This is a genomic window from Streptomyces sp. NPDC058469 (assembly GCF_042721125.1).
In the GTDB taxonomy this organism is placed as follows: domain Bacteria; phylum Actinomycetota; class Actinomycetes; order Streptomycetales; family Streptomycetaceae; genus Streptomyces.
Window position 1 is genome coordinate 14,160 of record NZ_JBHXME010000066.1, and the last position, 24,081, is coordinate 38,240.

General features: G+C 70.4%; 18 protein-coding genes, 2 tRNA genes, 1 pseudogene and 1 riboswitch. Of the genes and pseudogenes, 10 read left to right on the forward strand and 11 right to left on the reverse strand.

The window, feature by feature from the left end; all coding sequences use genetic code 11:
• Positions 1-9: 9 nt before the first annotated feature.
• Positions 10-166: riboswitch (cyclic di-AMP (ydaO/yuaA leader) on the reverse strand.
• A gap of 247 nt (positions 167-413) precedes the next feature.
• The 4 genes from ACFWP5_RS26325 to ACFWP5_RS26340 form a co-directional block, all read right to left on the reverse strand.
• Positions 414-1,571 carry a PP2C family protein-serine/threonine phosphatase gene (locus ACFWP5_RS26325; RefSeq protein ID WP_384161336.1) on the reverse strand — a complete coding sequence of 386 codons (1,158 nt, stop codon included), beginning with the start codon at positions 1,569-1,571 and terminating at the stop codon, positions 414-416.
• 131 nt (positions 1,572-1,702) lie between these two features.
• Positions 1,703-1,776 (reverse strand) — tRNA-Met (locus tag ACFWP5_RS26330).
• 52 nt (positions 1,777-1,828) lie between these two features.
• Positions 1,829-3,052 (reverse strand): alginate lyase family protein, encoded by a 1,224-nt coding sequence (locus tag ACFWP5_RS26335; RefSeq protein ID WP_384161339.1) that lies wholly within the window; start codon positions 3,050-3,052, stop codon positions 1,829-1,831.
• 208 nt (positions 3,053-3,260) lie between these two features.
• Positions 3,261-4,391, reverse strand: coding sequence for a dihydrofolate reductase family protein (locus ACFWP5_RS26340; protein ID WP_384161342.1), 1,131 nt, complete (start codon positions 4,389-4,391; stop codon positions 3,261-3,263).
• 98 nt (positions 4,392-4,489) lie between these two features.
• On the opposite strand from ACFWP5_RS26340, the gene ACFWP5_RS26345 reads away from it, so the two are divergent.
• From ACFWP5_RS26345 to ACFWP5_RS26360, 4 genes are all read left to right on the forward strand, one after another.
• Positions 4,490-4,987, forward strand: a complete 498-nt coding sequence (locus ACFWP5_RS26345) for a MarR family transcriptional regulator (RefSeq protein WP_352113240.1) — start codon at positions 4,490-4,492, stop codon at positions 4,985-4,987.
• Between the two features lie 179 nt (positions 4,988-5,166).
• Complete coding sequence (gene ribA / locus ACFWP5_RS26350; RefSeq protein WP_384161345.1) at positions 5,167-5,808, forward strand: GTP cyclohydrolase II; 642 nt, start codon at positions 5,167-5,169, stop codon at positions 5,806-5,808.
• Between the two features lie 191 nt (positions 5,809-5,999).
• A complete protein-coding gene (locus tag ACFWP5_RS26355) occupies positions 6,000-8,216 on the forward strand; it encodes an MMPL family transporter (protein ID WP_384161348.1) in 2,217 nt (738 codons plus the stop codon).
• Positions 8,217-8,381: 165 nt separating this feature from the next.
• On the forward strand, positions 8,382-9,335 hold the full coding sequence (locus tag ACFWP5_RS26360; protein ID WP_384161351.1) for an SGNH/GDSL hydrolase family protein: 954 nt from the start codon (positions 8,382-8,384) through the stop codon (positions 9,333-9,335).
• 537 nt (positions 9,336-9,872) lie between these two features.
• Here the strand turns inward: ACFWP5_RS26360 and ACFWP5_RS26365 are convergent.
• Complete coding sequence (locus ACFWP5_RS26365; RefSeq protein WP_384161354.1) at positions 9,873-10,376, reverse strand: NUDIX domain-containing protein; 504 nt, start codon at positions 10,374-10,376, stop codon at positions 9,873-9,875.
• Between the two features lie 380 nt (positions 10,377-10,756).
• Entirely contained in the window at positions 10,757-13,153 is a 2,397-nt protein-coding gene (locus ACFWP5_RS26370; protein WP_384161357.1) for a PKD domain-containing protein, read from the reverse strand.
• On the opposite strand from ACFWP5_RS26370, the pseudogene fxlM reads away from it, so the two are divergent.
• The 3 genes and pseudogenes from fxlM to ACFWP5_RS26385 all read left to right on the forward strand — a co-directional run.
• Positions 13,101-14,692: pseudogene (fxlM, locus tag ACFWP5_RS26375) on the forward strand (methyltransferase, FxLD system); the annotation flags it as partial. The gene ACFWP5_RS26370 and the pseudogene fxlM sit on opposite strands and share 53 nt — an antisense overlap.
• A gap of 87 nt (positions 14,693-14,779) precedes the next feature.
• Positions 14,780-15,916, forward strand: a complete 1,137-nt coding sequence (locus tag ACFWP5_RS26380; RefSeq protein WP_384161359.1) for a hypothetical protein — start codon at positions 14,780-14,782, stop codon at positions 15,914-15,916.
• Positions 15,916-16,461: a flavoprotein gene (locus ACFWP5_RS26385; protein WP_384161362.1), complete on the forward strand. Its 546-nt coding sequence runs from the start codon at positions 15,916-15,918 to the stop codon at positions 16,459-16,461. The genes ACFWP5_RS26380 and ACFWP5_RS26385 overlap by 1 nt, the downstream gene beginning before the upstream one ends.
• A gap of 131 nt (positions 16,462-16,592) precedes the next feature.
• Here ACFWP5_RS26385 and ACFWP5_RS26390 read toward each other — a convergent pair.
• The 4 genes from ACFWP5_RS26390 to ACFWP5_RS26405 form a co-directional block, all read right to left on the reverse strand.
• Positions 16,593-16,665, reverse strand: a tRNA-Lys gene (locus tag ACFWP5_RS26390).
• 110 nt (positions 16,666-16,775) lie between these two features.
• Complete coding sequence (locus ACFWP5_RS26395) at positions 16,776-18,335, reverse strand: amino acid permease (protein ID WP_384161365.1); 1,560 nt, start codon at positions 18,333-18,335, stop codon at positions 16,776-16,778.
• Positions 18,336-18,557: 222 nt separating this feature from the next.
• Entirely contained in the window at positions 18,558-20,516 is a 1,959-nt protein-coding gene (locus tag ACFWP5_RS26400) for a DEAD/DEAH box helicase (protein ID WP_384161368.1), read from the reverse strand.
• 232 nt (positions 20,517-20,748) lie between these two features.
• Complete coding sequence (locus ACFWP5_RS26405; protein WP_384161371.1) at positions 20,749-21,258, reverse strand: hypothetical protein; 510 nt, start codon at positions 21,256-21,258, stop codon at positions 20,749-20,751.
• Between the two features lie 187 nt (positions 21,259-21,445).
• On the opposite strand from ACFWP5_RS26405, the gene ACFWP5_RS26410 reads away from it, so the two are divergent.
• On the forward strand, positions 21,446-21,868 hold the full coding sequence (locus ACFWP5_RS26410) for a hypothetical protein (protein ID WP_384161374.1): 423 nt from the start codon (positions 21,446-21,448) through the stop codon (positions 21,866-21,868).
• Here the strand turns inward: ACFWP5_RS26410 and ACFWP5_RS26415 are convergent.
• Positions 21,847-22,614 carry a helix-turn-helix domain-containing protein gene (locus ACFWP5_RS26415; RefSeq protein ID WP_384161377.1) on the reverse strand — a complete coding sequence of 256 codons (768 nt, stop codon included), beginning with the start codon at positions 22,612-22,614 and terminating at the stop codon, positions 21,847-21,849. The two genes, ACFWP5_RS26410 and ACFWP5_RS26415, sit on opposite strands and share 22 nt — an antisense overlap.
• Positions 22,615-22,699: 85 nt before the next feature.
• Between ACFWP5_RS26415 and ACFWP5_RS26420 the strand changes: the two genes are divergently transcribed.
• Positions 22,700-23,725 (forward strand): LLM class flavin-dependent oxidoreductase, encoded by a 1,026-nt coding sequence (locus ACFWP5_RS26420; protein WP_384161380.1) that lies wholly within the window; start codon positions 22,700-22,702, stop codon positions 23,723-23,725.
• A complete protein-coding gene (locus ACFWP5_RS26425; RefSeq protein ID WP_384161383.1) occupies positions 23,713-24,063 on the forward strand; it encodes a metallopeptidase family protein in 351 nt (116 codons plus the stop codon). Before ACFWP5_RS26420 ends, ACFWP5_RS26425 begins: the two co-directional genes overlap by 13 nt.
• The last annotated feature ends 18 nt before the right edge of the window (positions 24,064-24,081 follow it).

Here is a 24,081-nt window from a genome sequence, read left to right on the forward strand (position 1 = left end):
GGGCGTGCTCCTTTCCTTCCTTCTCGCCTACCGGGTTAGCTGACGGGTTCGGAGCAGGAAGGTCTCCTACGCGCGTAAACCTGCCGTGTCGCCACGGCTGTCGACGAGCGATTCACCCCAAGTGGTGGTTCCCCGGTTCCCTCGCGGGATTCGGCGCGTGCGCACGGAGCTGTCTCTTGTGACGGCTGGGACGACCGCGCTGCGTTATCGAACGTTAATAGACACGGGCGCCCGTTTCCAAGCTGTTCGGCTTGATCATTAACCTTTCCTTGCTGGACGAACGGCCCACCACCGGCGAAAAACGGGCGAGTTGGCCAAGTCTCGGAATTTCCACAGGTACTGACGGCATGTCAGTTGTTATGCGGAGGGCTCTCACCCGGTCACCACCGGTGACAACCGCCGTAGTTGCCTGTCTACGGATGCCGTACGGCGATCATCGCCATGTCGTCCGTCATCCAGCCCCCGGAGTACCGGCGCACCTCCTTGGCGAGGATGCCGAGCAGCGCCTCGGGACTGCGGAAGGTCCGGCCGGCCAGCCGCGCCCCGGGGTCGTAGAAGACGCCGTGGGAGTCGCGCGCCTCGGACAGCCCGTCGGTGTGGACGAGGAGGGTGGCCCCGCCGGGGAACGCGAACTCCTCGGCGCGGTCGGGCCAGACCCCCAACTCGCCCATGCCCAGCGGCAGTGCGGGCTCCTGGACCTGCAACGTGCGCACGGTGCCGTCCTCGTGCAGGAGCAGCGGCGGCGGATGGCCCCGGTCGACGATCCGTACGACGCCGTCGCCGTGCGGGAGTTCGGCGAGGACGGCCGTGGTGAACCCCTCGAACGCGTCGAGCCCGTCGCGCCGGGTGCCCTCGCGTGCCAGCGCCCGCTCCAGCCGCTGGGCGACCGCCTCCAGGGTGGCCTCCTGCTCGGCGGCCTCCCGGAACGCCCCGATCACCACGGCCACGGCGGCGACCGCGCCCATGCCCTTGCCGCGCACGTCGCCGACGACCAGCCGTACGCCGTGCGGGGTGTCCTGCACCGCGTACAGGTCGCCGCCGATGAACGCGCCCTCCTGCGCCGCCTCGTACCGTGCGGCGATCTCGAACCCGCCGATCCGCTCGGCCGGTTCGGGCAGGACGGCGCGCTGGGCGGCCTCGGCGATCTCGCGCGCGGAGGCGAGCTGTTCGCTGCTGCGGCGGACCAGGAGGTTGATGAGGACGGCGAGCACGGCGACCGTCGCCACGGTGATCACCTCGGTGACCGCGTCGGTGTGGAAGACGATGCCGAGCCTGACGTGGATCGCGAGGACGACGGCGACGGAGACCAGGCCGGTGAGCACGGTGCCGCGCCGCGAGTAGAGCGGGGCGGCGACGAGCGGGGCGGCGGTGAAGAACGGGGCCGCGGTGAAGTCCTGCGGGGTGAAGTAGTCGTAGAACGCCCCGACGACCAGCAGCAGCGTCGGCAGCCGGCGGACAAAGGTGCGGGCGTAGGAGATCCGCCGTCCCTCGACGGGGCCGAGGCCCGGGTCGGGCACGGGATCGCCGGGCAGACGCCCGCCGGCTCGCACGTACGGACCCTCCGCCTCCACGGATCCAGTTTTTCCCGGTGGGGGGAGGGCTGCGAGCGGTGTGGGCCGATCGGGGAGATCACGGGGGATCAAAGAGGGGGAGAAACACCAAGGGCCGGAATCCATTTCTGGATTCCGGCCCTTGGCCTTAGTAGCGGGGACAGGATTTGAACCTGCGACCTCTGGGTTATGAGCCCAGCGAGCTACCGAGCTGCTCCACCCCGCGCCGTTGTGATTGCAACTATACGCCATTCGCGGGGTCCGAAGTCACACAGGTTTCAGTCGGCGGTGTTTCCGGCGTGCGTGAGGGTCTCCCAGGAGACGAAGAGGTCGTCGCTGCCGGCCGGCCGGGTGGACTCGGCGAGCTTGTGCGCGGCGGGCACCTTCACGCCGAGCCGGCCCTCCAGGTGGTTGAGGGCGACCTCCAGGTCGGGCCCCATGTTCCGGTCGACCTTGCCGCCGCACAGCCACGCGGGCGCGGCCTCGCCGAGCTGGTAGCGGGCGTGGAATTCCAGGGCCGCCTTGAGCCGGTCCTTGACGCCGTCGTAGAGGTCGACGCCCTGGTGCCAGGCGGTCTCGGCGATATGGGCGGTGGCCGCCAGCGAGTACCCGACGTGCTTGAAGTTGCGGCAGGTCTCCTGCGCGACGCCGTCCTTGAAGGTCGTCTGCTTGAACCAGTACGTCGTCAGCTTCTGCGGGGTGGTGACCTTCGAGCCCACCGGGGTGAGCGGCACCTTGCCGTCCTTGGCGAGGTAGAAGTAGGCGGGCACGCGGTCGCGGAAGCGTTTGACGGCCGCGTCGAAGGCCTTGTGGTCGTCGCGGAACACGGCGATGCCGATCGCCGCGTCCGTCATCGCGAGGTCCCAGTTGCCGTTGTAGTCCGGCAGGTTCTTGGTGACTTCCGGCTCGTAGGCCGTACGCAGCATGGTCTCGAAGCGCTTGACCCGGTCCGCGGGCCATCCGGCCCCCGGCGCGTACCGCACGATCTCCGCCGCCCGCACCCAGGTAGACCCGGCCCACGCGGTCTGCAGCCCGGCGTCGTCGGAGGTGTGCTCCTTCATCTTCGCCGACCAGTCGTCCATGATCTCCCGCGCCTTGAGCGCGTGATGCTGCTTCCCGGTGATGCTGAACAACAGGGCCTGCGTGTACGCCGCGATCGCGTCCTCGCGCTCCTCGACACAGCCGTGCGCGGCCTTGCCGTTCCATGGGCAGTCGACGTCGGCGTACGGCTTCGCCGTGTACTTGTACGACCCGTACTTGCTGTCCCGCATCCCGAAGTACGCCTTCAGCCAGGGTTGCTTGCCGGCAGCCACGTTCTTCCGTACGGCGTCCAACTGGCCCTTGCTGACCAGGACTCCGGGGTGGGTGAACGCGGCGTCTGCGGGCAGTGCCCGTGCCATGGTTCGCGTACCGGTGTCCGCCGTCCCGCACGAGGCGAGTAGCCCTACGACTACGGACGCGCCCAGCATGGTGATGGCGTGCCGCCGGCCCACTGCCCTCATGTGTCCTACCTCCGCGTTGTCCGCACCGGTTCCTTGCGAGCGTGACCCGGTGGGCGGTGGGGCGCAGGATCTGATGGGCCGATTGGTCGTGGTGAGCGGTGTTGGGGCGAGCCGGTGTTGGTGTCGGCGCAGCTGGGAACTCCGCCCCCAGACCCCCGCTTCGGCCTGAACGGCCTCGTCCTCAAACGCCGGACGGGCTGGATTTCGCTCAGCCTGTCAGATGGCGGTTCGGTGCCTTCGCTCGCTCCTCGTACTCCGGGAGTACGACCACGGACACCCCCTGCGCGGCCAGCGCCCCGCTCCCGTCCGCCCCCGCCACGAACGTGTCCGGCTCGCGCCAGGCCGTGACCACGCGTCGTACGCCCGCGTCGAGGATCAGGCGGGCGCAGGGCTTGGGGCGGGAGGCTCGGTGGGTGCAGGGTTCCAGGCTGGTGTAGACCGTCGCCGTGGGGAGGCGCGGGTCCTGCGGGTCCAGTTTCGCCAGGGCCGCCTCCTCCGCGTGGACCACCGGGTCGCCGGACTCGCGGGAGTGGCCGCGGGACAACTCCGTGCCGTCCTCCGCCACCACCACCGCGCCGACGCTGAACGCCGTCTCCGAGGGCGGGCAGTCCGCCGCCAGGTCGCAGGCCAGCGCGAGCCAGTGGTGGTCGGCGGCGGAGGGGAGGTCGCCGGTGCCGGGGGCGGTGGGTTCGTAGCGCATGAGGACCACGTCCTCGATGGGGCGGGTCTCAAGGAGTCGGAGACGGCCCGCCTGGTACGTGCCCGGGCCGAAGAGACGGGGGGCCTTGCTGTCGCCTACGAAGAGCGGGGACAGGACCAACTGGAGTTCGTCGGCCAGACCCTGCTGGAGGAGTTGGGTGTGGATCGTGCCGCCACCCTCGACCATCAGGCGGTCCACTCCCCGGACCTCGTGCAGGTGCTCCAGGAGCCGGCGCCAGTCGAGGTCGGGGCCGAGGGTGACGACGTCCGCGGCGAGGCCGAGCCCGCGTGCCCGCTCCCCGCCCTTGTCCGTCGTATAGACGACCTTGTCGCCGCCCGTGTGCCAGAAGTTGGCCGTCGGGTCCAGGTCGCCGGAGCCGCTGACCGTGACCTTGAGGGGGTATTCCGGCTTGCCTGCGGCGACGCGACTGGCCCTGCGCTCAGGGGAGTTGACCAGGAGGCGGGGGTTGTCCGCGCGGATCGTGCCGGCGCCGATGAGGATCGCGTCCACGGACGCCCGGACCTCGTCGACGCGGTCGAAGTCGGCCGGGCCGGAGAGGAGCAGCCGGTCGGGGCCGGTGTCGTCGAGGTAGCCGTCGAGGGAGACGGCGGCGGACAGCAGGACGTGGGGGAAGGACATCGACGCGCTCTCTGTGGGAGGCGGGCGGGGCTTGGGCGTGGTGGGGCTTGGGCACGGTGGGGCTTGGTTCAAGTTTGAAACAAACCTACACTGGGGGCATGACGACTCGCTGGCTCACCGCCGAGGAGCAGCGCGCCTGGCGCGCGTACATCGCCGCGACGCACCTCCTGGAGGACGCGATCGACCGGCAGCTCCAGCAGGACGCCGGCATGCCCCACCTGTACTACTCCATCCTCGCCAACCTCTCCGAGGTGCCGGACCGCCGACTGCGGATGACCGACCTCGCCGAGAAGTCGAAGATCACCCGGAGCCGGCTGACGTACGCCGTGACCCGGCTGGAGAAGGACGGGCTGGTGCGGCGAGAGGGGTGTCCGTCGGACAAGCGCGGCAGCACCGCGGTCCTGACCGACGAGGGGATGGCCGTCCTGGAGCGTACGGCGCCGGGCCACGTCGAGACCGTCCGTGCCGCGATCTTCGACCATCTCACCCCGGAGCAGGTGGGCCAGCTGGAGGAGATCAGTGCCGGGATCGCGCGGGCGCTGGAGGAACCGGAGGACGTGCCGTGGCGCCGCCGCTCCACTCCTTCATGCTCGTGACCCGTCTTTCACCTTCGTGACCCCATCTTTCGTCTTCGTGAGCCGTATTTCATCTTCGTGACCCGCGGCACAATTCTGTTGCTTCAAATTTCAAGCATGAGGTAGTGTCCGTGATCGTGGATGTGCTTCAAAACTGAAGCACATCCCGGAGTACCCGCCGCCGGACCACGGAGACCCGCATGCCCGACTTCCCCGCCGCCACCCCGCGTGCCCGCGTCCGGGTACCGCTGCGCTTCCAGGACGGCTACGGCGTCGACGCCGAACTCGTCACCTTCCACGGCCTGACCGACGGCCAGGAACACGTGGCCGTCGTCCTCGGCGACCCCGCCCCCGGCACCACCCCGCTGGTCCGGCTGCACTCCGAGTGCCTGACCGGCGACGTCTTCGGCTCCGCCCGCTGCGACTGCGGGCCCCAGCTGCGCGAGGCCGTCGAGCGCATCGCCGAGCGCGGCGGTGTCCTGCTCTACCTGCGCCAGGAGGGCCGGGGCATCGGCCTCTACAACAAGCTCGACGCGTACGCCCTCCAGGACCAGGGCCTCGACACGTACGCCGCGAACACCGCGCTGGGCCTGCCCGAGGACGCCCGCGACTACACGGCCGCCGCGCAGATGCTCAGCGCCCTCGGGATCACGTCCCTGGACCTGCTGTCCAACAACCCTGACAAGGCGGACCAGTTGCGCGGCCTGGGCATCGATGTCCACGACCGCGTCCCGACCGGCGTCTTCACCACCGCCCACAACGTCCGGTATCTGCGCGCGAAGGTCCTGCAGACCCATCACACGCTGCCGCTGGGCCAGTTGACGGAGCTGAACGCGGGCTGAAGGGCCTGGACAGGGGCTGAGCAGGGGCTGAGCAGCGCCGTGATGGTGTAGCGGGCTACACCATTCATTCGGGAGGGCACTCCCTCGTGCCGTAGAGCCGCCGCCGGAAGGCTTGGGACCACGATCACGAGCTCGAACTCGAACTCGATCTGGATCTCGACCGACCGCCGACGTGGAGGCCTTCCCCAGCCATGGCTACTCTCCTTTACCGCTTGGGCCGTGTGGCCTTCCGGTGGCGCTGGTTCGTCACCCTGTTGTGGGTGGCGGTCCTCGGCGCCGTCGGATTCGCCGCCGCCAAGGCCCCCGCCGCCCCGGACGACGGCTTCACGATGCCCGGCATCGAGTCGCAGCGCGCCTTCGACCTGCTGGAGCAGCGCTTCCCCGGCACCGCGGCGGACGGCGCGAGCGCCCGGATCGTCTTCGTCGCCCCGAACGGCGGGAAGGTCACCGCGACCGAGAACAGGGCGGCGATCGAGAAGCTGGTCACGGAGGCGGCCGACGGTTCCCAAGTCGCCTCCGCTGTCGACCCGTTCGCCGCGAAGGCGGTGAGCAAGGACACGTCGACGGCGTACTCCACCGTCACCTTCAAGGTGAAGGCCGACGACCTCACCGGCGCGGCCAAGACCCACCTGGAGCGGGCCATCGACACGGCCCGGGACGCGGGCCTGACCGTCGAGGTCGGCGGCGACGCCCTCGCGACCCAGCCCGCGGCGGGCGGCAGCGCCGAGGCGATCGGCATCGCGATAGCCGCCGTCGTCCTCCTCATCACCTTCGGTTCGCTGGCCGCGGCCGGCCTGCCCCTCCTCACCGCGATCCTCGGCGTCGGCATCAGCATGTCCGCGGTCCTCGCCCTGGGCAGCGCCTTCGGCCTCTCCGAGACCACGGGCACGCTGGCCACGATGCTCGGCCTCGCCTGCGGTATCGACTACGCGTTGTTCGTCGTCTCCCGCTATCGGGAGGAACGGGAGAAGGGCCACGCGCCGCGCGAGGCAGCAGGACTGGCGGCCGGTACGGCGGGTTCGGCAGTGGTGTTCGCCGGTCTAACCGTTGTCATCGCACTAGCCGGTTTGTCGGTGGTCGGCATTCCCATGCTGACGAAGATGGGCCTGGCGGCGGCGGGCGCGGTCCTCCTGGGGGTCCTCATCTGCCTGACCCTCGTCCCGGCCGTCCTCGGCTTCTGGCCGAACGCCGTCCTCTCCCGCCGCGAACGCAAAGCGAAGGCCGATCGGGGCAAGGGCAACGGCAACGGCGAGAACGGGGGCAGCCGTTGGGCCCGGCTCGTCGTCCGCCGCCCGATCCCCGTGCTGCTGCTCGGCGTCGTAGGCCTCGGCGCGATGGCTCTTCCCGCCCTCGGCCTCCAGCTCGGCATGCCCGGCGACGAGGCCAAGTCCACGGCCACCACCGAACGCCGCGCCTACGACGACCTCGCCCAGGGCTTCGGCCCCGGCTTCAACGGCCCCCTGACCATCGTCGTGGACGCCAAGAAGGCCGACGACGCGAAGAGCGCCGTAGCGACGATTTCGAAGGAGATCGCGGCCACCGACGGCGTGGTCTCCGTCTCACCGGCCCGCTTCAACTCGGCGGGCGACACTGCGGTGTTCGCCGCGACCCCGGCCACCAGTCCCACCGACGAGAAGACCAAGGAACTCGTCCAGACGATCCGCGACGAACGCCCGACCATCGCCGCCGACGCGGGCGCGAGCTTCGAGGTCACCGGCACCACCGCGCTGAACATCGACGTGGCGCAGAAGGTCCAGGACGCGCTGATCCCGTACCTGGCGCTGGTGGTGGGCCTGGCGATCGTCCTCCTGCTCCTGGTCTTCCGCTCGCTGCTCGTGCCGCTGAAGGCGGCGCTCGGCTTCCTGCTCTCCGTGCTCGCGGCACTCGGCGCGGTCGTGGCGGTCTTCCAACAGGGCCACGGAGCAAGCCTGTTGGGCGTCGGCCAGACCGGCCCGATCATGAGCCTGATGCCGATCTTCCTGGTGGGCATCGTCTTCGGCCTCGCCATGGACTACGAGGTGTTCCTGGTCTCCCGGATGCGTGAGGCGTACGTCCACGGGGACGGGCCCGGTCAGGCGATCGTCTCCGGGTTCCGGCACAGCGCCCGGGTGGTCGTGGCCGCCGCGCTGATCATGATGGCGGTGTTCTCGGGCTTCATCGGCGCGGGCGCCTCGATGATCAAGATGATCGGCTTCGGGCTGGCCATCGCGGTGCTCTTCGACGCGTTCGTCGTCCGGATGGCGATCGTGCCCGCCGTCCTCTCCCTGCTCGGCAACAAGGCCTGGTACCTGCCCCGTTGGCTCGACCGGGTCCTGCCCCGCATGGACGTCGAGGGCGAGGCCCTGAGCCGCAAGGTCCCGGCGCCGGTCGCCGACACTCCGACCGCCCGCCTCACACCGGTCCCGTAGGGACCCCCGCAGACCGGGGCCGCCGAGAGCGGAGGCGGCCTCGCGGTGCCGGATCCCGTGGGGACGGGGACCGGCACAAGTCCCGGGCCCGTCGACGGGGCACTCCCCCCGCCCGTCGCCGGGCCCGCGGACGTCCACAACTCACCAGCCAGAGAGGGCACTTCGTTGAAAACCTCCATACAGGCCGGAGTGGCCGGGCTCCTCGCCTGCGGCACGCTGCTCACCGTCGTCCTGGTCACCCGCGGCGGCGACGGCAACGACGACAGCCACACCGGCATCGCCTACTCGGCCCCGTCGAAGGGCCCGTACGTGGCCCTCGGCGACTCCTACACCGCCGGACCCGGCATCACCGACCCCACCGGCACCCCCGCCGGCTGCGACCGCTCCGCCGGCAACTACCCGGCCCTCGTGGCCGCCGAACTCGGCCTGAAGGGAGGGGACTTCCACGATGTGAGCTGCAGCGGCGCCACGACCACCGACCTCACGGCAGCGCAGAACACGAACGACGGCACCAACTCGCCCCAGCTCAGGGCGCTTTCGTCCACCACCCGCCTGGTCACCCTCGGCATCGGCGGCAACGACATCGACTTCAGCTCGATGATCAAACGGTGCGTGGCGATGGGCGCGCTGTACGAGATGACGGGCAGCGGCAAGTACATCGACGAGGACGCGCCCTGCGAACGGAACTACGTCACCGGGGACTCCGACGCGGTGAAGAAGAAGATCGACACGGCGGGCGCCCGGCTCACCCGGGTACTGGAGGAGGTCAGACGCCGCGCCCCCGAGGCCCGGGTCTACGTCGTCTCGTACCCGGCGATCCTGCCGGCCGACGGCGCCGACTGCGGCCGGGAGATGTCCCTCGCACCGGGCGACGTGACCTTCCTCCGGGAGAAGGAGCAACAGCTCAACTCGATGCTGCGGCAACGGGCTTCGACGGCGGGGGCCGGCTACGTCGACACGTACACGCCGTCCGCCGACCACAGCGCCTGCGCGGCGAAGGACACCCGCTGGATCGAACCGCTCGTACCGGAGAGCCCCGCGGCGCCGGTGCACCCGAACGCGCGAGGGGAGCGGGGCATGGCGGACGCGGTGCTGCGCACGATCAAGTCGGCCTTGTGATGGGTGAATTGAGCACCACGGCTGTCAACCCCTCCACCACGCAACCTAAGTTGCACCGATGGAAGCTGTGAGTAACGACCGCAGGCTAGGCGGTTCCCGGACCCCCGCAACAGCATGAGGCGACCCGTCCTCAACTGACCGGGAGACTCAGTGGACCCGCGAGACACACAACACCCGACGCCCTCCCCCGAAGGCCTCGACCGCCGCGACCTCCTCGGCCGTACGGCGGCTGTCGCGGCCGGCGCGACCCTGCTGGGCGGCCTGGAGACCGGCACGGCATCGGCCACCCCGCGCAACGACGCGAGCCACCCCGCCCGCAGTCCGGCCACGGACGCCGGCAACGGGTCGGTGTCGTCATCAGGGTTGAAGTGCGGAAGCTCCGCGAGACCGCCGTACAGCACGGCGCCCACCCTCACGTCCGCCGCCACGGCACAAGCGGTGCGCAGCACGGCCTCGTTGGAGGAGCCGGCCCGTAGACTCCCCGACAGCAACAGGATCACCGGCGACGTGGACATCCGCTCAACCTACTCCCGACGCTCACGCCCACCCGTGCAGGGACACCTGCGGTTCGACGCCGTCGAGGTACTGCCGAAGCGCCCGCCCATTGCCCCTCACGAACTCCTCGGGCACGGCGTCGACTTGGACCCACCGGACCTGCGCGTGCTTGAGGGGTTCACGGTTCTCGGGTTCGCCGGTCCACTTGTCGGTGACGAAGACGACGGTGAGAAACCCGCTGGGCGCCTCGACCCCGAGGGCGGCATGGATGACATGCACGACCTTCAGCGACTCCGCCTCCACGACGACCCCGGTCTCCTCGTACAGCTCGCGCACGGCGGTCTCGGTGACGGGCTCACCGGATTCTCTCTTGCCGACAGGGAGATCCCACATCCCACGACCGAACTTGGCGTGCTCGCCCCGCTGGAGGACGAGGACACGGCCCGCGGCCTTGTCGTGGACGATGACGGCGGCGGCCAGGAGGGTCATGGAGGGGTAGGCGGGCTGGAGGGCGTTGAGCTGATCGCCGGGCGTGGGCTGAGCCACGGTGCGTGTCCCTTCGGTGGCACGGGTTCAGCCGCGTCGGTGAACCCTGCCGCGTAGGCGTCATGATCCCTGTGTTCCCTCGACCCTACGCGACAGACGCCCGCCCTCCTGCGGCAGCGCGGAGCACAGAGTGACGCCCCGTGCACGAGTACGTGAGGTCTTCGGCAACAGTGAACGCGTCTCCACGATGGCTGACCGGCTCGCCTCGGGGCAGCTCCCGGCCCTCGCCCTGAACGGCCTGGGCATGGCCTGCTGTCGCGCGCGCCGATCGCCGCGTCCGCTCACGCATCGGACCCGCATCGCTCGCTCACACGGCCGAGCGAGGACGAGCGAGGACGAGCGAGGACGAGCGAGGCCGAGCGAGGACGACCGCCGACGCGTCAGCCGAAGTAGCCCTCCAGGTCGGCGACGACGTTGACCGAGCCGAGCGCGTTGTAGATGTGGATGGAGCCGTCTGCTCCCACTGGAACCACGGCGAGGATCGGTCGGGTCTGGCCCGCCGTCAGGTTGTCGTTGGACACGTTCGGCAGGCTTCCGTCGCCGTAGGCGGTCAGGTGGGTGTTGACGGTCGGAGCGACGCCCGTCAGGTTGACCAGCACGGCCGAGGCTCCCGCGGGGACCCCGTCGACACCGGCGACCTTCACGGTGAGGGTGCCGCCCGCGCCCAGCGACTTGTCCGGTGCGCCCAGGCCGTCGCGGGTGTCGAGGAAACGGGTCGGTGTGGTCCCCACGAAGGGGCCGCCGCGGGGGGCGTCCGGGTCATCGCCCGAGTTCGCCAGGTCGTTGGTGTACGCCCCTTGGAGGTCGGCGATCAGGTGGACGTGCCCGGCGCTGTTGTAGATGTGGAGCGTGCCGGAGTACGCGCAGGGGGCGGCCAGGTTGGAGACGGTCTGCCCGGCCCGGTAGTTGAGGGTGGACGTGGTCGGCGGGTTGGGGCCGTCGCAGGCGACGGTGATGTAGCCGCTGCCGGTGCCTCCGGTCACGGTGACGTTGAGGACGGCGCCGACGGTCGCCTCGCCCTGGGCGTACGTCGGCAGGGTGACGGTCGTGGTGCTGCCGGGCCCTACCTCGCCCTTGGGCGCGCCGGTGCCGTTGCGCGTGTCCAGCACCCGCGTCGGGGTCACCGCGGCCAGGCCGGACATGTACGGGTCGTCGCTGCTGGGCTTGGTCGTGGTGTAGTAACCCGCCAGGTCGGCGATGAGGTTGACGTCGCCGTGCGCGTTGTAGAGGTCGATGTAGCCGTCGGCGCCCACCTTGACAGTGACCAGGTTCGGGTTGTCCTGTCCGGTCTGGAAGTTGAGGTTCGAGGCGTTCGGGCGGGTGGTGCCGTCCGGGTAGACCGTCATATAGCCGACGGCGGTGGCGCCCGCGTCGGTGATGTTCAGGGTCACCGCCGTCACCCCGGACGCCGGGATGCCGCCCACGCCGAGGACCTTCAGCCGGATCACGCCGCCGGGGCCGACCGGCCGCTTGGGCGCGCCCGTCCCGGACCGGGTGTCCAGCAGCCGCTCGGGGCCCGCGGTGACGAAGGCCGCGCCGACCGTGGCCTTGGTGGTCGTGGTGGTGGTCCGCCCGCCGGAGTCGGTGATCGTCTGCGTGACGGTGTACGTGCCGGGGGCCGCGTAGGTGTGCTCCACCGTGTCGCTGAGAGCGGTGACGGAGACGGCCGTCGAGCCGTCGCCGTAGGTGATCCGGTCACTGGTGATCGCGTAGGGATCGGAGTCGACGTCGTAGTAGCAGCCGGCGGTGTCCGGCGCCGAGGGGCTGGTCGCACAGCCGACGGTCGAGGTGAGGTCCGGTACCGGATCCACCGCATACCGGAGGTCGGCGGCGCCGACCCTCTTGCCGTCGGCCCTGTCCACCACCACGACGACCTCGACTCCACTGCTCCCGGCGGCCTGGGTGTAGGTGTGCGTGGCCGAGCCGGTGGTGGAGGTGGCGGTGGTGCCGTCGCCGAAGTCGAAGGTGTACGTGAATCCGGCCGTCGAGTCCGACCACGGATTGCTCAACTGCGCGCTGGCGGTGACCGGAAGACCGACGTACCCGCCTGAGGTCATGTCGATCCCGCTCGCGGTGAGCGGGTCCTGGAACTCCGTGGCACCCCGGTCGTCGTGGCCGGCGCCCGTACCGGTGTCGGGGACCAGCGGGTCGTCGACGCGGGAACGGCCGTCGATGTCCGTGGACAGCTCACCGGGAGCGTCGGAGTCGGCCGAGTCGACGAGCGGTGAGTGCTCCGCGGGCAGCCCGAACCCGGGGAGCGTCAGATTCGTCTGATCCAGGTCGTGGGTGCCCTGTCCGGTGGCTGCCCGGAACGCCTGCGCGGTGGCGTACACGGTGCCGGCCCAGTCGTAGTCGGCCCCGGTCGACGACGGGTTGACCGCGTTGTAGTCCGCGGTGACCTGAGCGGCGGAGGCGGCGTCCACCGTGATCTCGGCCGGGGTGCCGGAGCACGTCGTCGTGCCGAGGGGAAGCGCGACCGTGTTCTCCACCGACCCCGAACTGCCGTCGGTCAGACTGATCGCGTCGCCGCAGACCGTCGAGAGGGTGTCGCCCGCGAGGTCGATCCCCGTAGTACCTGCGGCTGAGACACCGCCGCCCTCGAAGACGTCGTCGGCGAGCGTGACGTTCCGCGCACCGGCCACGCTGCTGAAGTCGGCCCCTGACAGCTGGCTGACGGTGAGGCGGGTCAGCGAGACGCCGGCGGAGCCGACCGCCACTCCTCCGCCCATCGGGCGGGTTGCCGAACTGGTGCCCGCGATGCGGAAGTTGATGACCACCGAAGCCCGCGGACTGTGCCGCCCCAACGGCCCACTCGCAGGGCACGACGACTGGGTCTCCGCCTTCGAGAGGGCGGGCACTGCACTCGCTTCCCTCGCCGCGAGTGCCGGGCTCACCCGCGGCCTGCGAGCCGTCATCGCCCACCACGTGATCTTCCACGCCAACCGCGCCGGTCTCCTCCGGGACGACCAGAGCGCACTGTCCAACATCGCACGAGAGGTAGTCATGGGAACGAGTGACAACACCGCGTCGACCGGCGCGGCAAACGCCGGCGTCGATAGCGTCAGGGCGGTGAACACCGACACGATCGCCACCCCCGCGGCGGACGCCGAGCGTCTCCGCAACGCCCTGGTCGACCAGCTGCGCGCGGACGGGCACGCCCGGACGACCGCCGTCGAGAGCGCGTTGCGGAGCGTGCCCCGCCACGTGTTCGTGCCCGACGCGTCACTCGAAGACGCCTACGCCAACGCGCCGGTGCACATCAAGTACGACGCCGACGGCACATCGATCTCCTGCGCCTCCCAGCCGAGCGTCGTCGCCCTCATGTTGGACCAGCTGGGCGTCCAACCCGGCGAGCGCGTCCTCGAACTCGGTGCCGGCACCGGCTACAACGCCGGACTGCTCGCCCACCTGGTCGGCGAGAGTGGACACGTGACCACCCTCGACGTCGACGACGACCTCGTGGACGGCGCCCGCACACACCTCGCCGCCGCCGGGATCACCAACGTCGAGGCCGTAACCCGCGACGGAGCACTCGGCTACGCCGAGGGGGCACCGTACGACCGGATCATCGCCACCGTCGGCGCCCACGGCGTACCGCACGCCTGGCTGCGGCAACTCGCCCCCGGCGGACGGCTCCTCGTCCCCCAGCGACTCAAGGGCACGGTCTCCCGCTCCATCGCCTACGAGCAGCGCGACGGCCGATGGGCCTCCCTCGGCAGCGAGATGAACACCTTCATGCCGCTCAGGCGGGGCATCGCCGACGACGACCGCCGAACCATCCCCCTCAGCACCGACGGCACCGTACGGCTCCAGGCCCCGCCGGGCAGAACATCAACGCCGACGCTCTTACCGGTGTCCTCGACCAGCCGCGCACCGAGGAATGGACCGGCATGACAGTCCAGGCCATGGAGTCACCGGAGTGGATGGAACTGTTCGTCACCTGCTCCCTCCCCTCCGGCCTGATCCGAATGCTGTTCCCTCAGAGCGCCAAGGGCGCCCTGCTCACCGAAGACCCCTACCCCTCCTCCACCGCTGTCGTGGACAAGGGCGCCGTCACCTACCTGGCGCGGCGCCCGTCGAAGGAGAAGACCCCCGAGGGCGGCAAGCTCTGGGAGTTCGGGGTCATCGGCCACGGCCCCGGCAGCGACGAGCTGGCCGCGAAGGTCGCCGACGCCATCCGCGCTTGGGACCGCGAATACCGCAGCCGCGAGGCCAAGTTCGAGATCCAGCCCCTCGACGCCCCCGCCATCGACCAGCGCCCCGGCCTCTTCGCTCTCGACACCCCGCTGAACCGCATCGTCGTCGACTGGCAGTGATGCCCGGCACGTAGCGGAAGGTGGCCGCCGGCGTACGACTGGCGGCCACCGTCTCCTCACCAGTTCCCACTCACGCCCGGGGAGTCCATGGGCCCGCACGGACCCGTAGCCCAGCGCTTCCCACTCGTTGCCCGGTTCCGGCCCGCCTGCCTGCCTCTGCCGCAGCGCGTACGCGCCCTCACCGACCTGGCCCACACCGCAGCGAACAAGACCGACCAGGGCCTCGCATCAGCCGTCTACAACCAAGCCGCGCTCATCGCCTCCGATCTCGGCCTCCCCGACCTCGCACGCGAGATGTGCCACCAGCACGCCGCCGCCTACCTCCACGCCTGCCCGCTGCCCGGCATGAGTGCAATTCGAGGGCTGGAACCGGTCGTCAACCTCGCCCGCCTCCAGATCCGTGCAGGCCACGGCGACGACGGACGTCAACGACTGCTCGACCTTTACGAGGCCGTCGGCGCGGGCGCAGCGGCTCGGTTCGAGGGCATCGCGGTACCGGCGGACCTCACTGCGACCGACGAGGACCGCCAGGAAGTCCGGGCGTGGCTGTGGCGTGTGCTCCTCGCCGACGGCACGCGGACCCTCACCACCGAGGGACGCTGGGCCGAGGCCCTGACACACATCGAAGCTCACCGCGGCGTAGGCAAGCGAATGCTCGACGGGCGCCAAGTCGCCGTACTGGCCAGCCTTGTTGAGGGTGACACGGCACAGGCCACTGCTCTCCTCGCCGCCACGATGCCCGGCGATCCATGGGAGCAAGCCGTCACCACAAGCCTGTCCGTCCTGTGCCGCCGAGACGCCCGGCAACCGTTCGACGGCCGCCTGGCGGGCCTGGTGACGACCTACTCCGAGCGGAAGAGCGAACCCGGGATGACCGTCTTCGACACCCGGCTCGGACTTACCGTCCTCGACGCGATCGGTTCCGCCGGGGCACCCGCCGCTTACCGCATCGTCGACGACCTGCACCGGAGGATGACGGACGCCGAAGACGGTTACGCGGCCCGCGAGAACCTGGCGCACCCTCTGTTCACCGCGATCGCCACAGACCGGCAAGCGCAGGACTGCCGTGCGCTGGTGAGTACCTGTGCCCTCGGAGCGGGAACCATCCCGGACCAACTGCAAGGAGAACTGACGGCGGCTCTGCGCACGAGCGACAGGGTGATCCGGGCAAGCCTCGGGGCCCCCTCCGAGCCTGGACCTACAACCTCTATGGAGAGAACCTGATGGACGTACAGCCCGACAAGCCGTTCCTCCAGATCGTGGTCTGCGCGGCCGGTGTCGCAACCGATGTCGGAAAGCTGATCACCGCGGCACAGGAACGGCACTGGGACGTCGGCGTCGTCGCCACTCCACAAGGACTCGACTTCCTCGACGCGGGGGCGATCGAGGCGCAGACAGGCCACCCCATCCGCTCAGCCTGGCGATCACCGGGAGAACCACGCCCAACCCGGCCCGCAGATGCGATCGCGGTCGCCCCGGCCACCTTCAACACCGTCAACAAGTGGGCCGCCGGGATCTCCGACAACCTCGCCCTGGGCATCCTGTGCGAAGCACCCGCCATGGACGTACCGATCGCCGTACTGCCGTACCTGAACTCGGCCCAGGCCGCCCACCCCGCGTACCGCCAGAGCCTGGAACGACTGCGCGAAATGGGCGTCCTGATCGCCTCGTACGAACCTCACCGACCCAAGGCCGCAGGCGGAGCCGACCGCTACCGCTGGGAGGAAGTGCTGGAGCTGCTCGCCCCCAGGCTGTCCGCGCGGTCGTGATGTCGGTCCACCATGCCGCACTGCGCACTCGTACACGCAAGCCCCCGAAAACGAAGCAGCGCCCGAGCCAGCCGAAGCCGACCCGGACGCTGCACAGCAGGTCAAAGGGGATACCCCCGTCACCCGCACCGTAGGCCCTGTGGGACTCGAACCCACAACCAATGGATTAAAAGTCCACTGCTCTGCCAATTGAGCTAAGGGCCCAGGCGATGTTGCCTCCCCGAGCATAGCGGGAGGTGGCCGTGTCTCCCGATCGGGTATCGGGGACACGGCCGCGCCGGATGAGGGGAAGGCGGCCGGGTGGGTCCGGAGTGTTACGGATCTACCGGTTCGGGCGCCCCCGCCCGCGCCGCCTCCCGCGCCTTCGTGCGGGCGTGTTCCGGGTTCAGGAACCAGTGCTGGGCCGAGGCGAACCACCAGGCCGCCGCGAAACCGAGGACGACCAGTACCGCCACCGGCGCGTAGTTGAAGGACTCCCACGTGACCGGCGAGACCTGGGGCAGCATGAACAGAATCGTGATCACGGCCACCCACACCACCGACACCACCCCGATCGGCCGCGACCAACGGCCCAGATGCCACGGCCCCCGCTCGAACGCGTCCCCCTTGCCCAGCCGCAGCAGCGTCGGGATGACGTACGCGATGTAGAGGCCGATCACGGCGATGGACGTGACGGCCGCGTACGCCGTCACATTGATCAGGTACGGCAGGCCCAGCACCAGCGCGCCCGCCGCCGCCAGCCACACCGCCGCGACCGGTGTCCGGGTGCGCGGGTTCACCGTGTGCCAGACGTGCGAGAAGGGGAGCGCGCCGTCGCGTGAGAAGGCGTAGATCATGCGGCTGTTGGCCGTCACCGACGCCATCCCGCAGAAGAGCTGGGCGCCGATCACCACTAGGAGGAGCAGCTTCCCCGAGGTCGCTCCCAGGGCGTCGAGGAGGATCTGGGCCGGGGGTGCGCCCGTCGCCGACTTCAGTTCCCCGTTGTACGACTGGATCGCGTACGTGAAGCCCAGCAGCAGTACGAAGCCGGCTATCCATGACGTCCAGATGGAGCGGACGATCCCCTTCGGGCCCGCCGTCGACGCGTCGTGGGTCTCCTCCGTCATGTGGGCCGAGGCGTCGTAGCCGGTGAAGGTGTACTGCGCCATCAGCAGGCCCAGCAACACCACATAGACCCCGCTGCCCCAGCCCGTGTTGTTCACGAACTTCGTGAAGACGAAGGTCGTCGACTGGTGGTGGTCGGGGACGAAGGTCAGCGCGCCGACGATCACGCCGACACCGACCACGTGCCACCACACGCTCACGCTGTTGAGGAGGGCGACGATCCTCACGCCGAACGTGTTCAGCAGGCCGTGGAGGATCAGGATCGCCGCGAACAGGAGCACTGTCCGGCCCGGCGTCACCGTGAAGTCGAACTGGAGGTTCAGGTACGCGCCCAGGAACGACGCCGCCCCGAAGTCGATGCCGGCGGTCACGGCGACCTGGCCGAGCACGTTGAACCAGCCCGTGAACCACGCCCAGGCCGCCGCCGTGCGCGGGGGCGCCAGGCGGTGGGCCCAGAAGTACAGGCCCGCCGACGTCGGGTAGGCCGAGCAGATCTCGGCCATCGACAGGCCGACGAACAGCGTCATCAGGCCTACGGCCACCCAGCCCCACATGATCACGGCCGGGCCGCCCGTGTTCATGCCGAACAGATACAGCGTCAGGCAGCCCGACAGGACCGAGATGATCGTGAAGGAGACCGCGTAGTTGGAGAACGCCGACATGCGGCGGGCGAGAACCTGCGTGTAGCCGAGTTGGGCAAGCCGTTCTTCGTCGGAGAGACCGGGGGGATCTCCCTTTGACAGCCCACTCGCTATGGCGTCATCTGTCATGCCCCCAGCGATTCCCTCACCGGGGGCGTGACATGCGCCACTTAAGGAATCGATAAGGACTCGATGTGGCCAAAAAGCGCCCCCTCGCACAAGAACCCTCGCACAAGAACCCGCGCACAAGAACCCAACCAACGGAACCCACACGCAGGAACCCGCGCACAAGCAAGTGGCCCCCACCCGAACCCGGGCAGGGGCCACCGCACTACGTCAGGTCACATGACCTCAGCCGTTGCGCTTCCAGCGGGGCTTGTCGTCGCGGCGGCCGAAGGAACCGGTGCCGGTGCCCGTGCCGGTGGTGCCGCGGTGGCCCGGACGGTCGTGGCCGCCGGGGCGGTCGCCGCCCTGGCGGTCACGGTTGAACGGGCGGTCGCTGCCCCGGTGACCGGTGGTCGAGGGACGGTCGTCGCGACGGAAGCCGCCCGAGGACGGACGGTCGCTGCCACCGCGGTCGTCACGGCGGAAACCACCGGACGGACGGTCGTCACGACGCTCGAAAGAACGGCCGCCACGGTCGTTGCCGCGGTCGTTGCCGCCACGGAAGCCACCCGAGGGGCGGTCGTCGCGACGCTCGAAGGAACGGCCACCGCGGTCACCGTCACGACGGTCACGGCGCTCGTAGTTGCCGCGGTCGTCACGCTGCTGGCGCGGACGGTCGTAGGAAGAGGACTCCTCGCGCACCGGCGCCTCGGCGGCGGCCGACTGCTCGGTCGCCGCTGCCGCGGCCTCCACCACCGCGGCGGCCTCGGCGACCGCGGTCTCCGGGTCGTCGCCCCGCTCGCGCGCGGCGCGGGCGATCAGGCGGTCGGACTCCTCGCGCAGCTCGGACGCGCGGCGCGTGGCCCGCTCCAGTTCCTTGGTGAGCTGGGTGACCTCGCGCTCGGCCTGCTGCGCGGCGTCACCCGCCGACTGGGCCTGGACCTCGGTCATCGAACGGGCGCCGGTGATCTCGGCGACCTCGGGCTCGAAGGCCGTACCGGTGTTGATGATGTGACGCCCGGCGTCGACGCCCGCGTCCTCCATCAGCCGGAAGATCTGACGGCGCTGGTGCGGGAGGGAAAGGGAAACAACCGTGCCCGTACGACCGGCACGCGCCGTGCGGCCCGCGCGGTGCAGGTAGTCCTTGTGGTCGCCGGCCGGGTCCACGTTCAGGACCAGGTCGATGCCGTCGACGTGGATACCGCGGGCGGCCACGTCGGTCGCGACGAGCGCGTTGACGTAACCCTCCTTGAAGTCCGCCAGCGTCCGCGTACGGGCGCCCTGCGTCATGCCGCCGTGCAGCGCGTCGGCCTTCACACCGGAGTCGCGCAGCTGTTCGGCGATGCGGTCGGCGCCCAGCTGGGTGCGGACGAAGATGATCGTGCGGCCCTTGCGGGAGGCGATCGCGGCGGTGACCGGCGCCTTGTCCTTGGGCTTCACGATGAGGATGTGGTGGGACATCGTCGTGACGTTGCCCTGCGCGCTGTCGACCTCGTGCGTGACCTGGTCCTTGAGGTAGCGCTTGACCAGCGTGGAGATCTCGTTCTCCATGGTCGCCGAGAACAGCATGCGCTGGCCGCCGGCCGGGATCTGGTCGAGCAGCTCGGTGACCTCGGGCAGGAAGCCCAGGTCCGACATCTGGTCGGCCTCGTCGAGGACCGCGATGCGCACGTCCTCCAGGGAGCAGGCGCCGCGGTTGATGATGTCGCGCAGGCGGCCCGGGGTGGCGACGAGGACGTCGACGCCGCGCTCCAGGGCGTAGATCTGGTTGCCCATCGACGTACCGCCGCAGACGACCTTCATCTTCAGGCCGAGGACGTCGCCGTAGGGCTGCAGGGCGTCCGCCACCTGCATCGCGAGCTCGCGGGTCGGGGTGAGGATGATGCCGCGCGGGCGCTTCTTCTGGGTGTGGCCGCCGGACAGCGTCGCCAGCAGCGGCAGACCGAAGGAGAGGGTCTTGCCGGAGCCGGTGCGGCCGCGGCCGAGGATGTCCTTGCCGGCCAGGGCGTCCGGGATGGTCGCCGCCTGGATCGGGAAGGGGGCGACCACACCGTTCTGCGCGAGCTTGCGCACGATGCCCTCGGGGAGACCGAGGGACGCGAAGGTGACCTCGGGGGCCGCCTCGGTGGTGGCCTCTACGGCCGTCTCGTCGCCCTCGTTCTCGTTCTCGGGCATGACGATGTGATCAGTACTGGAAATGGACATGCGAATGCGAAACCTTCCGGAGTATCCGTCGGCACGCGCCCGTCAACTCCGTGATTCGCTATCGACCGCCTCAATGCGGTCCGCCACGGCAAGGGAGAGTACGCGCCACACGGCGCGCTCTACAGTGGCGCCGGGCAATGGGATCAAACGATCTACCACCTTACGCACCCACCACCCCCCAAGGCAAACCGGCCCGGATTGACGTGCGTCACACGCACCTCAGGCCGGCGACTCAGGCCGGCGACCCGGCCGCGGGCGCCGGTTCACGGTCCACGAGCTGCGGTGCGGGGTCCTCGTGGGCCGACGACGAGGGTTCCGCGACGGTCGGGCTGGGGGACTGCGGCGGCGGGGGCGGCGTCGGGTCGGGGGACGGGGTGGTCCGCGTCGGGGTCGGCTGCGGCGCGGCCGTGGTCGGCGCCCCCGGCTTCCCGCTCGTGCCCGGTCCGGGCGCCTTGGAGGCGGACGGACACGCCGCACCCCCCGGCGCGGACGGCGAGGCCGAGCCCGAGGCCGACTCCCCCGGCTCCGGCTTCCCGTGCCCGTGCTTCCCGTCCCCCGCCGAACCGCCGAACCCGAGCCCGCCCCCCGGCACCCCCGAACCGCCGTCGGGCGCCTCACCGGCATGCTGCCCGGCCGAGTGGGACGGCTTGGCACCGCCGCCCGCGTCGTCGCCCACGCTCATACAGCCGGCGGCAGCGGCGACGACGGCGACCGCGGCGGCCAGACGGACGGGTACGTACATGGGGCGCACGGGGCCACCTCCGAGGGCGGAAAAAGGGAGTCCCCCTCTCAACTCCCACCGCCCACCGGAAGACACGCGCCGCGCGGCCGTCGCCCATTCCTGGCCGGGAATTGCCCCCTCCCCGCGCACCCCGCACGATCGACCGCGAACCGACCAGCCTCGCAGGGATTTCCTCAAGGAGCCACGGATGACCGAGACCGACCCCCGACGTCTGGCGGCCCGCTACATCGCCCAGTGGACGGAACCGGACGCCACCCGCCGCCGGGCGGCGATCGAGAGCCTCTGGACCGAGGACGGCACGCACGTCCTCCAGCCGCCCGCCGAGATCCGCGAGATCGCCGCGGGCCTCGGGTTCGACCACCCGACCCTGCGGGCCCACGGGTACGACGCCATCGAGATCCGTGTCACACGCGGGTACGAACGGTTCGTCGAGAAGGGCGAGTTCACCTTCCGGCCACGCACCGACGCCGTACGCCTCGACGGTCTGATCCGGTTCCACTGGGACACGGTGGCCGTCGGCAGCGGCGATGTGGTCGGCGGCGGCCTGGAGGTGCTCGTACTCGACACCGACGGCCGCATCCGCACGGACTACATGTTCCCCGGAGCCTGATCCCCCACCGCGGACGCGGCAGCCGCCAACGCCTCCGCCGTCGCCGCGTCCGCCGGCAGGAACGCCTCCAACTTCAGCTCCGCGAGCGTCACGTCCACAGCGGTCGCGAAGGTCGTCACGGTCGTCATCAACCGCAGCTCGCCGTACGACGACCGCAGCCGCAACGGCACCGCGAACCCCAACTGCCCTTCCGCCGAACCAAGTTCGGGCACGTACCCGGCAAGTTCCGCCCGCAGCTCCCCCAACTGCCCAAGCCGGGCCAGGATGTGCCGTGCCCACTCCGCGAGATTGAGAATCCGCGGCGCCAACCCGTCCGGATGCAGCGCCAGTCGGTACACGTTCGCCCCCGGCCCCAGCAGCTCGGCCGCCGCCCCCTCGGTGATCACCCCGAACGCGCTGTTCGCGGCGACCAGATCTCCGACCCGGTCCACGACCAGGGCCGGGTACGGCAGATGCCCCCGCAGGATGTGCCCGATCGCCGCCCGCACCGGAGCCAGCACCGGATCATCCAGCGAACTCTCCGCGTACACCGGCGCGAACCCGGCCGCCGACAGCAACTCGTTCCGCTCCCGCAACGGCAGTTCGAGCGCCTCCGCCAGCCGTACGACCATCGCCCGCCCCGGCGCGGACCGCCCCGACTCCACGAAACTGACATGCCGCTGAGTGGTACCGGCCCGCAGCGCCAACTCCAGCTGACTGAGCCGACGACCCGTACGACGTTCACGGAGCACCTGGCAGAAGTCCACCACCCAGTTCTACGACGCCCCACGCCAACCGGCCATTCCCCGCAGGGAATTGAAGCCATGCCGGCCGGTCACGAACATCACCGGCATGGACATCGGCGTACTGCTCCCGACCGGAACCGCCCAGTGGGCCAAGGACGACGACCCACGCGAACTGATCGCCCTCGGCCGCACCGCCGAACACCTCGGCTTCACCTCCCTCTTCGTCAACGACTCCCTGATCAGCCCCCGCGTCGAAGCCCTGACGATGCTCGCCGCCCTCGCCCCGACGACCGAGACGGCGACCCTCGGCACCGGCGCCCTGCTCCCGTTCCTGCGCCGCCCGATCCAGGCCGCCCAGTCCCTCGCGTCGATCGACCTCCTCTCCGGCGGCCGCCTCGCGCTCGCGGTCGGCGCCGGCTACCCCGGCCGCTTCGGACGCCCCTTCTACGACCTCTCCGAGGTCCCCTGGCCACGCCGCTTCGCCCGCCTCGACGAGACAGTCGAGCTGTGGCGGGCGCTGTGGCGGGGCGCCGACTCCTTCCGCGGCGAGTTCCACCACTTCACCGACATCCCGCCCTCGCTACGACCGTCCCGTCCCGGCGGCCCGCCCATCTGGCTCGGCGGCGCCACCCCGACGGCACTGACCCGCACCGGCCGCCTCTACGACGGCTGGCTCCCCTACCCACCCGACCCCGCCGACTACACGACCGGCCTGCACGACATCCACCAGGCGGCGACCGCCGCGGGCCGCACTCCCGGGGACATCACCCCGGCCCTCTTCGTCACCGTACGAATCGACGACGACCCGGAATCCGCCCGAGCCGCCCTCGCCGACTACGCCCGCGCCGCCTACGGCATGCCCCTGCCCGAACTGGAGAGGATCCAGGCAGTCGTCGCAGGCACCGCCGAGCAGGTCACCGACCGCCTGAACCGGTACGTCACCGCCGGCGCCCGGCACCTCGTCACCCGCCTGGCCGCCCTGGACCTGCCCTCCCAGCGCCGGCAGATGGAACGCACAGCCGCCCTGATCCCCCACCTCCACGCCCCACCTACGCGACCGCAGGGACCCACATGCGCGACCGCCGCCCCGAACCGGCGTTCGTCCCGGACAATGGGCCTGTGCTGGAAATGACACGCGAGGCGTTCGAAGAGCTGGTGAGTGAGGCCCTGGACCGGATCCCGCCGGAGCTGACGCGGGTCATGGACAACGTGGCCGTGTTCGTCGAGGACGAACCCGAACCGTCCGACCCCGAGCTGCTCGGCCTCTACGAGGGGACACCGCTCACCGAACGCGGCGAGTGGTACGCCGGGGTCCTGCCCGACCGGATCTCGATCTACATGGGCCCGACCCTCCGCCACTGCGCGACCACGGAGGACGTCGTCCACGAGGTCGCCGTCACCGTCGTCCACGAAGTCGCCCACCACTTCGGCATCGAGGACGAGCGCCTGCACGAACTCGGCTGGGGCTGACCCCACTCCCACGACCCG

Bases quoted from the DNA above. Each gene is read 5' to 3' on its own strand.
- ACFWP5_RS26335 (WP_384161339.1), bottom strand. From the start codon at position 3,052: ATGAGGGCAGTGGGCCGGCGGCACGCCATCACCATGCTGGGCGCGTCC.
- ACFWP5_RS26340 (WP_384161342.1), bottom strand. From the start codon at position 4,391: ATGTCCTTCCCCCACGTCCTGCTGTCCGCCGCCGTCTCCCTCGACGGC.
- ACFWP5_RS26345 (WP_352113240.1), top strand. From the start codon at position 4,490: ATGACGACTCGCTGGCTCACCGCCGAGGAGCAGCGCGCCTGGCGCGCG.
- ribA (WP_384161345.1), top strand. From the start codon at position 5,167: ATGCCCGACTTCCCCGCCGCCACCCCGCGTGCCCGCGTCCGGGTACCG.
- ACFWP5_RS26355 (WP_384161348.1), top strand. From the start codon at position 6,000: ATGGCTACTCTCCTTTACCGCTTGGGCCGTGTGGCCTTCCGGTGGCGC.
- ACFWP5_RS26380 (WP_384161359.1), top strand. From the start codon at position 14,780: ATGGGCCCGCACGGACCCGTAGCCCAGCGCTTCCCACTCGTTGCCCGG.
- ACFWP5_RS26385 (WP_384161362.1), top strand. From the start codon at position 15,916: ATGGACGTACAGCCCGACAAGCCGTTCCTCCAGATCGTGGTCTGCGCG.
- ACFWP5_RS26395 (WP_384161365.1), bottom strand. From the start codon at position 18,335: ATGACAGATGACGCCATAGCGAGTGGGCTGTCAAAGGGAGATCCCCCC.
- ACFWP5_RS26400 (WP_384161368.1), bottom strand. From the start codon at position 20,516: ATGTCCATTTCCAGTACTGATCACATCGTCATGCCCGAGAACGAGAAC.
- ACFWP5_RS26405 (WP_384161371.1), bottom strand. From the start codon at position 21,258: ATGTACGTACCCGTCCGTCTGGCCGCCGCGGTCGCCGTCGTCGCCGCT.
- ACFWP5_RS26410 (WP_384161374.1), top strand. From the start codon at position 21,446: ATGACCGAGACCGACCCCCGACGTCTGGCGGCCCGCTACATCGCCCAG.
- ACFWP5_RS26420 (WP_384161380.1), top strand. From the start codon at position 22,700: ATGGACATCGGCGTACTGCTCCCGACCGGAACCGCCCAGTGGGCCAAG.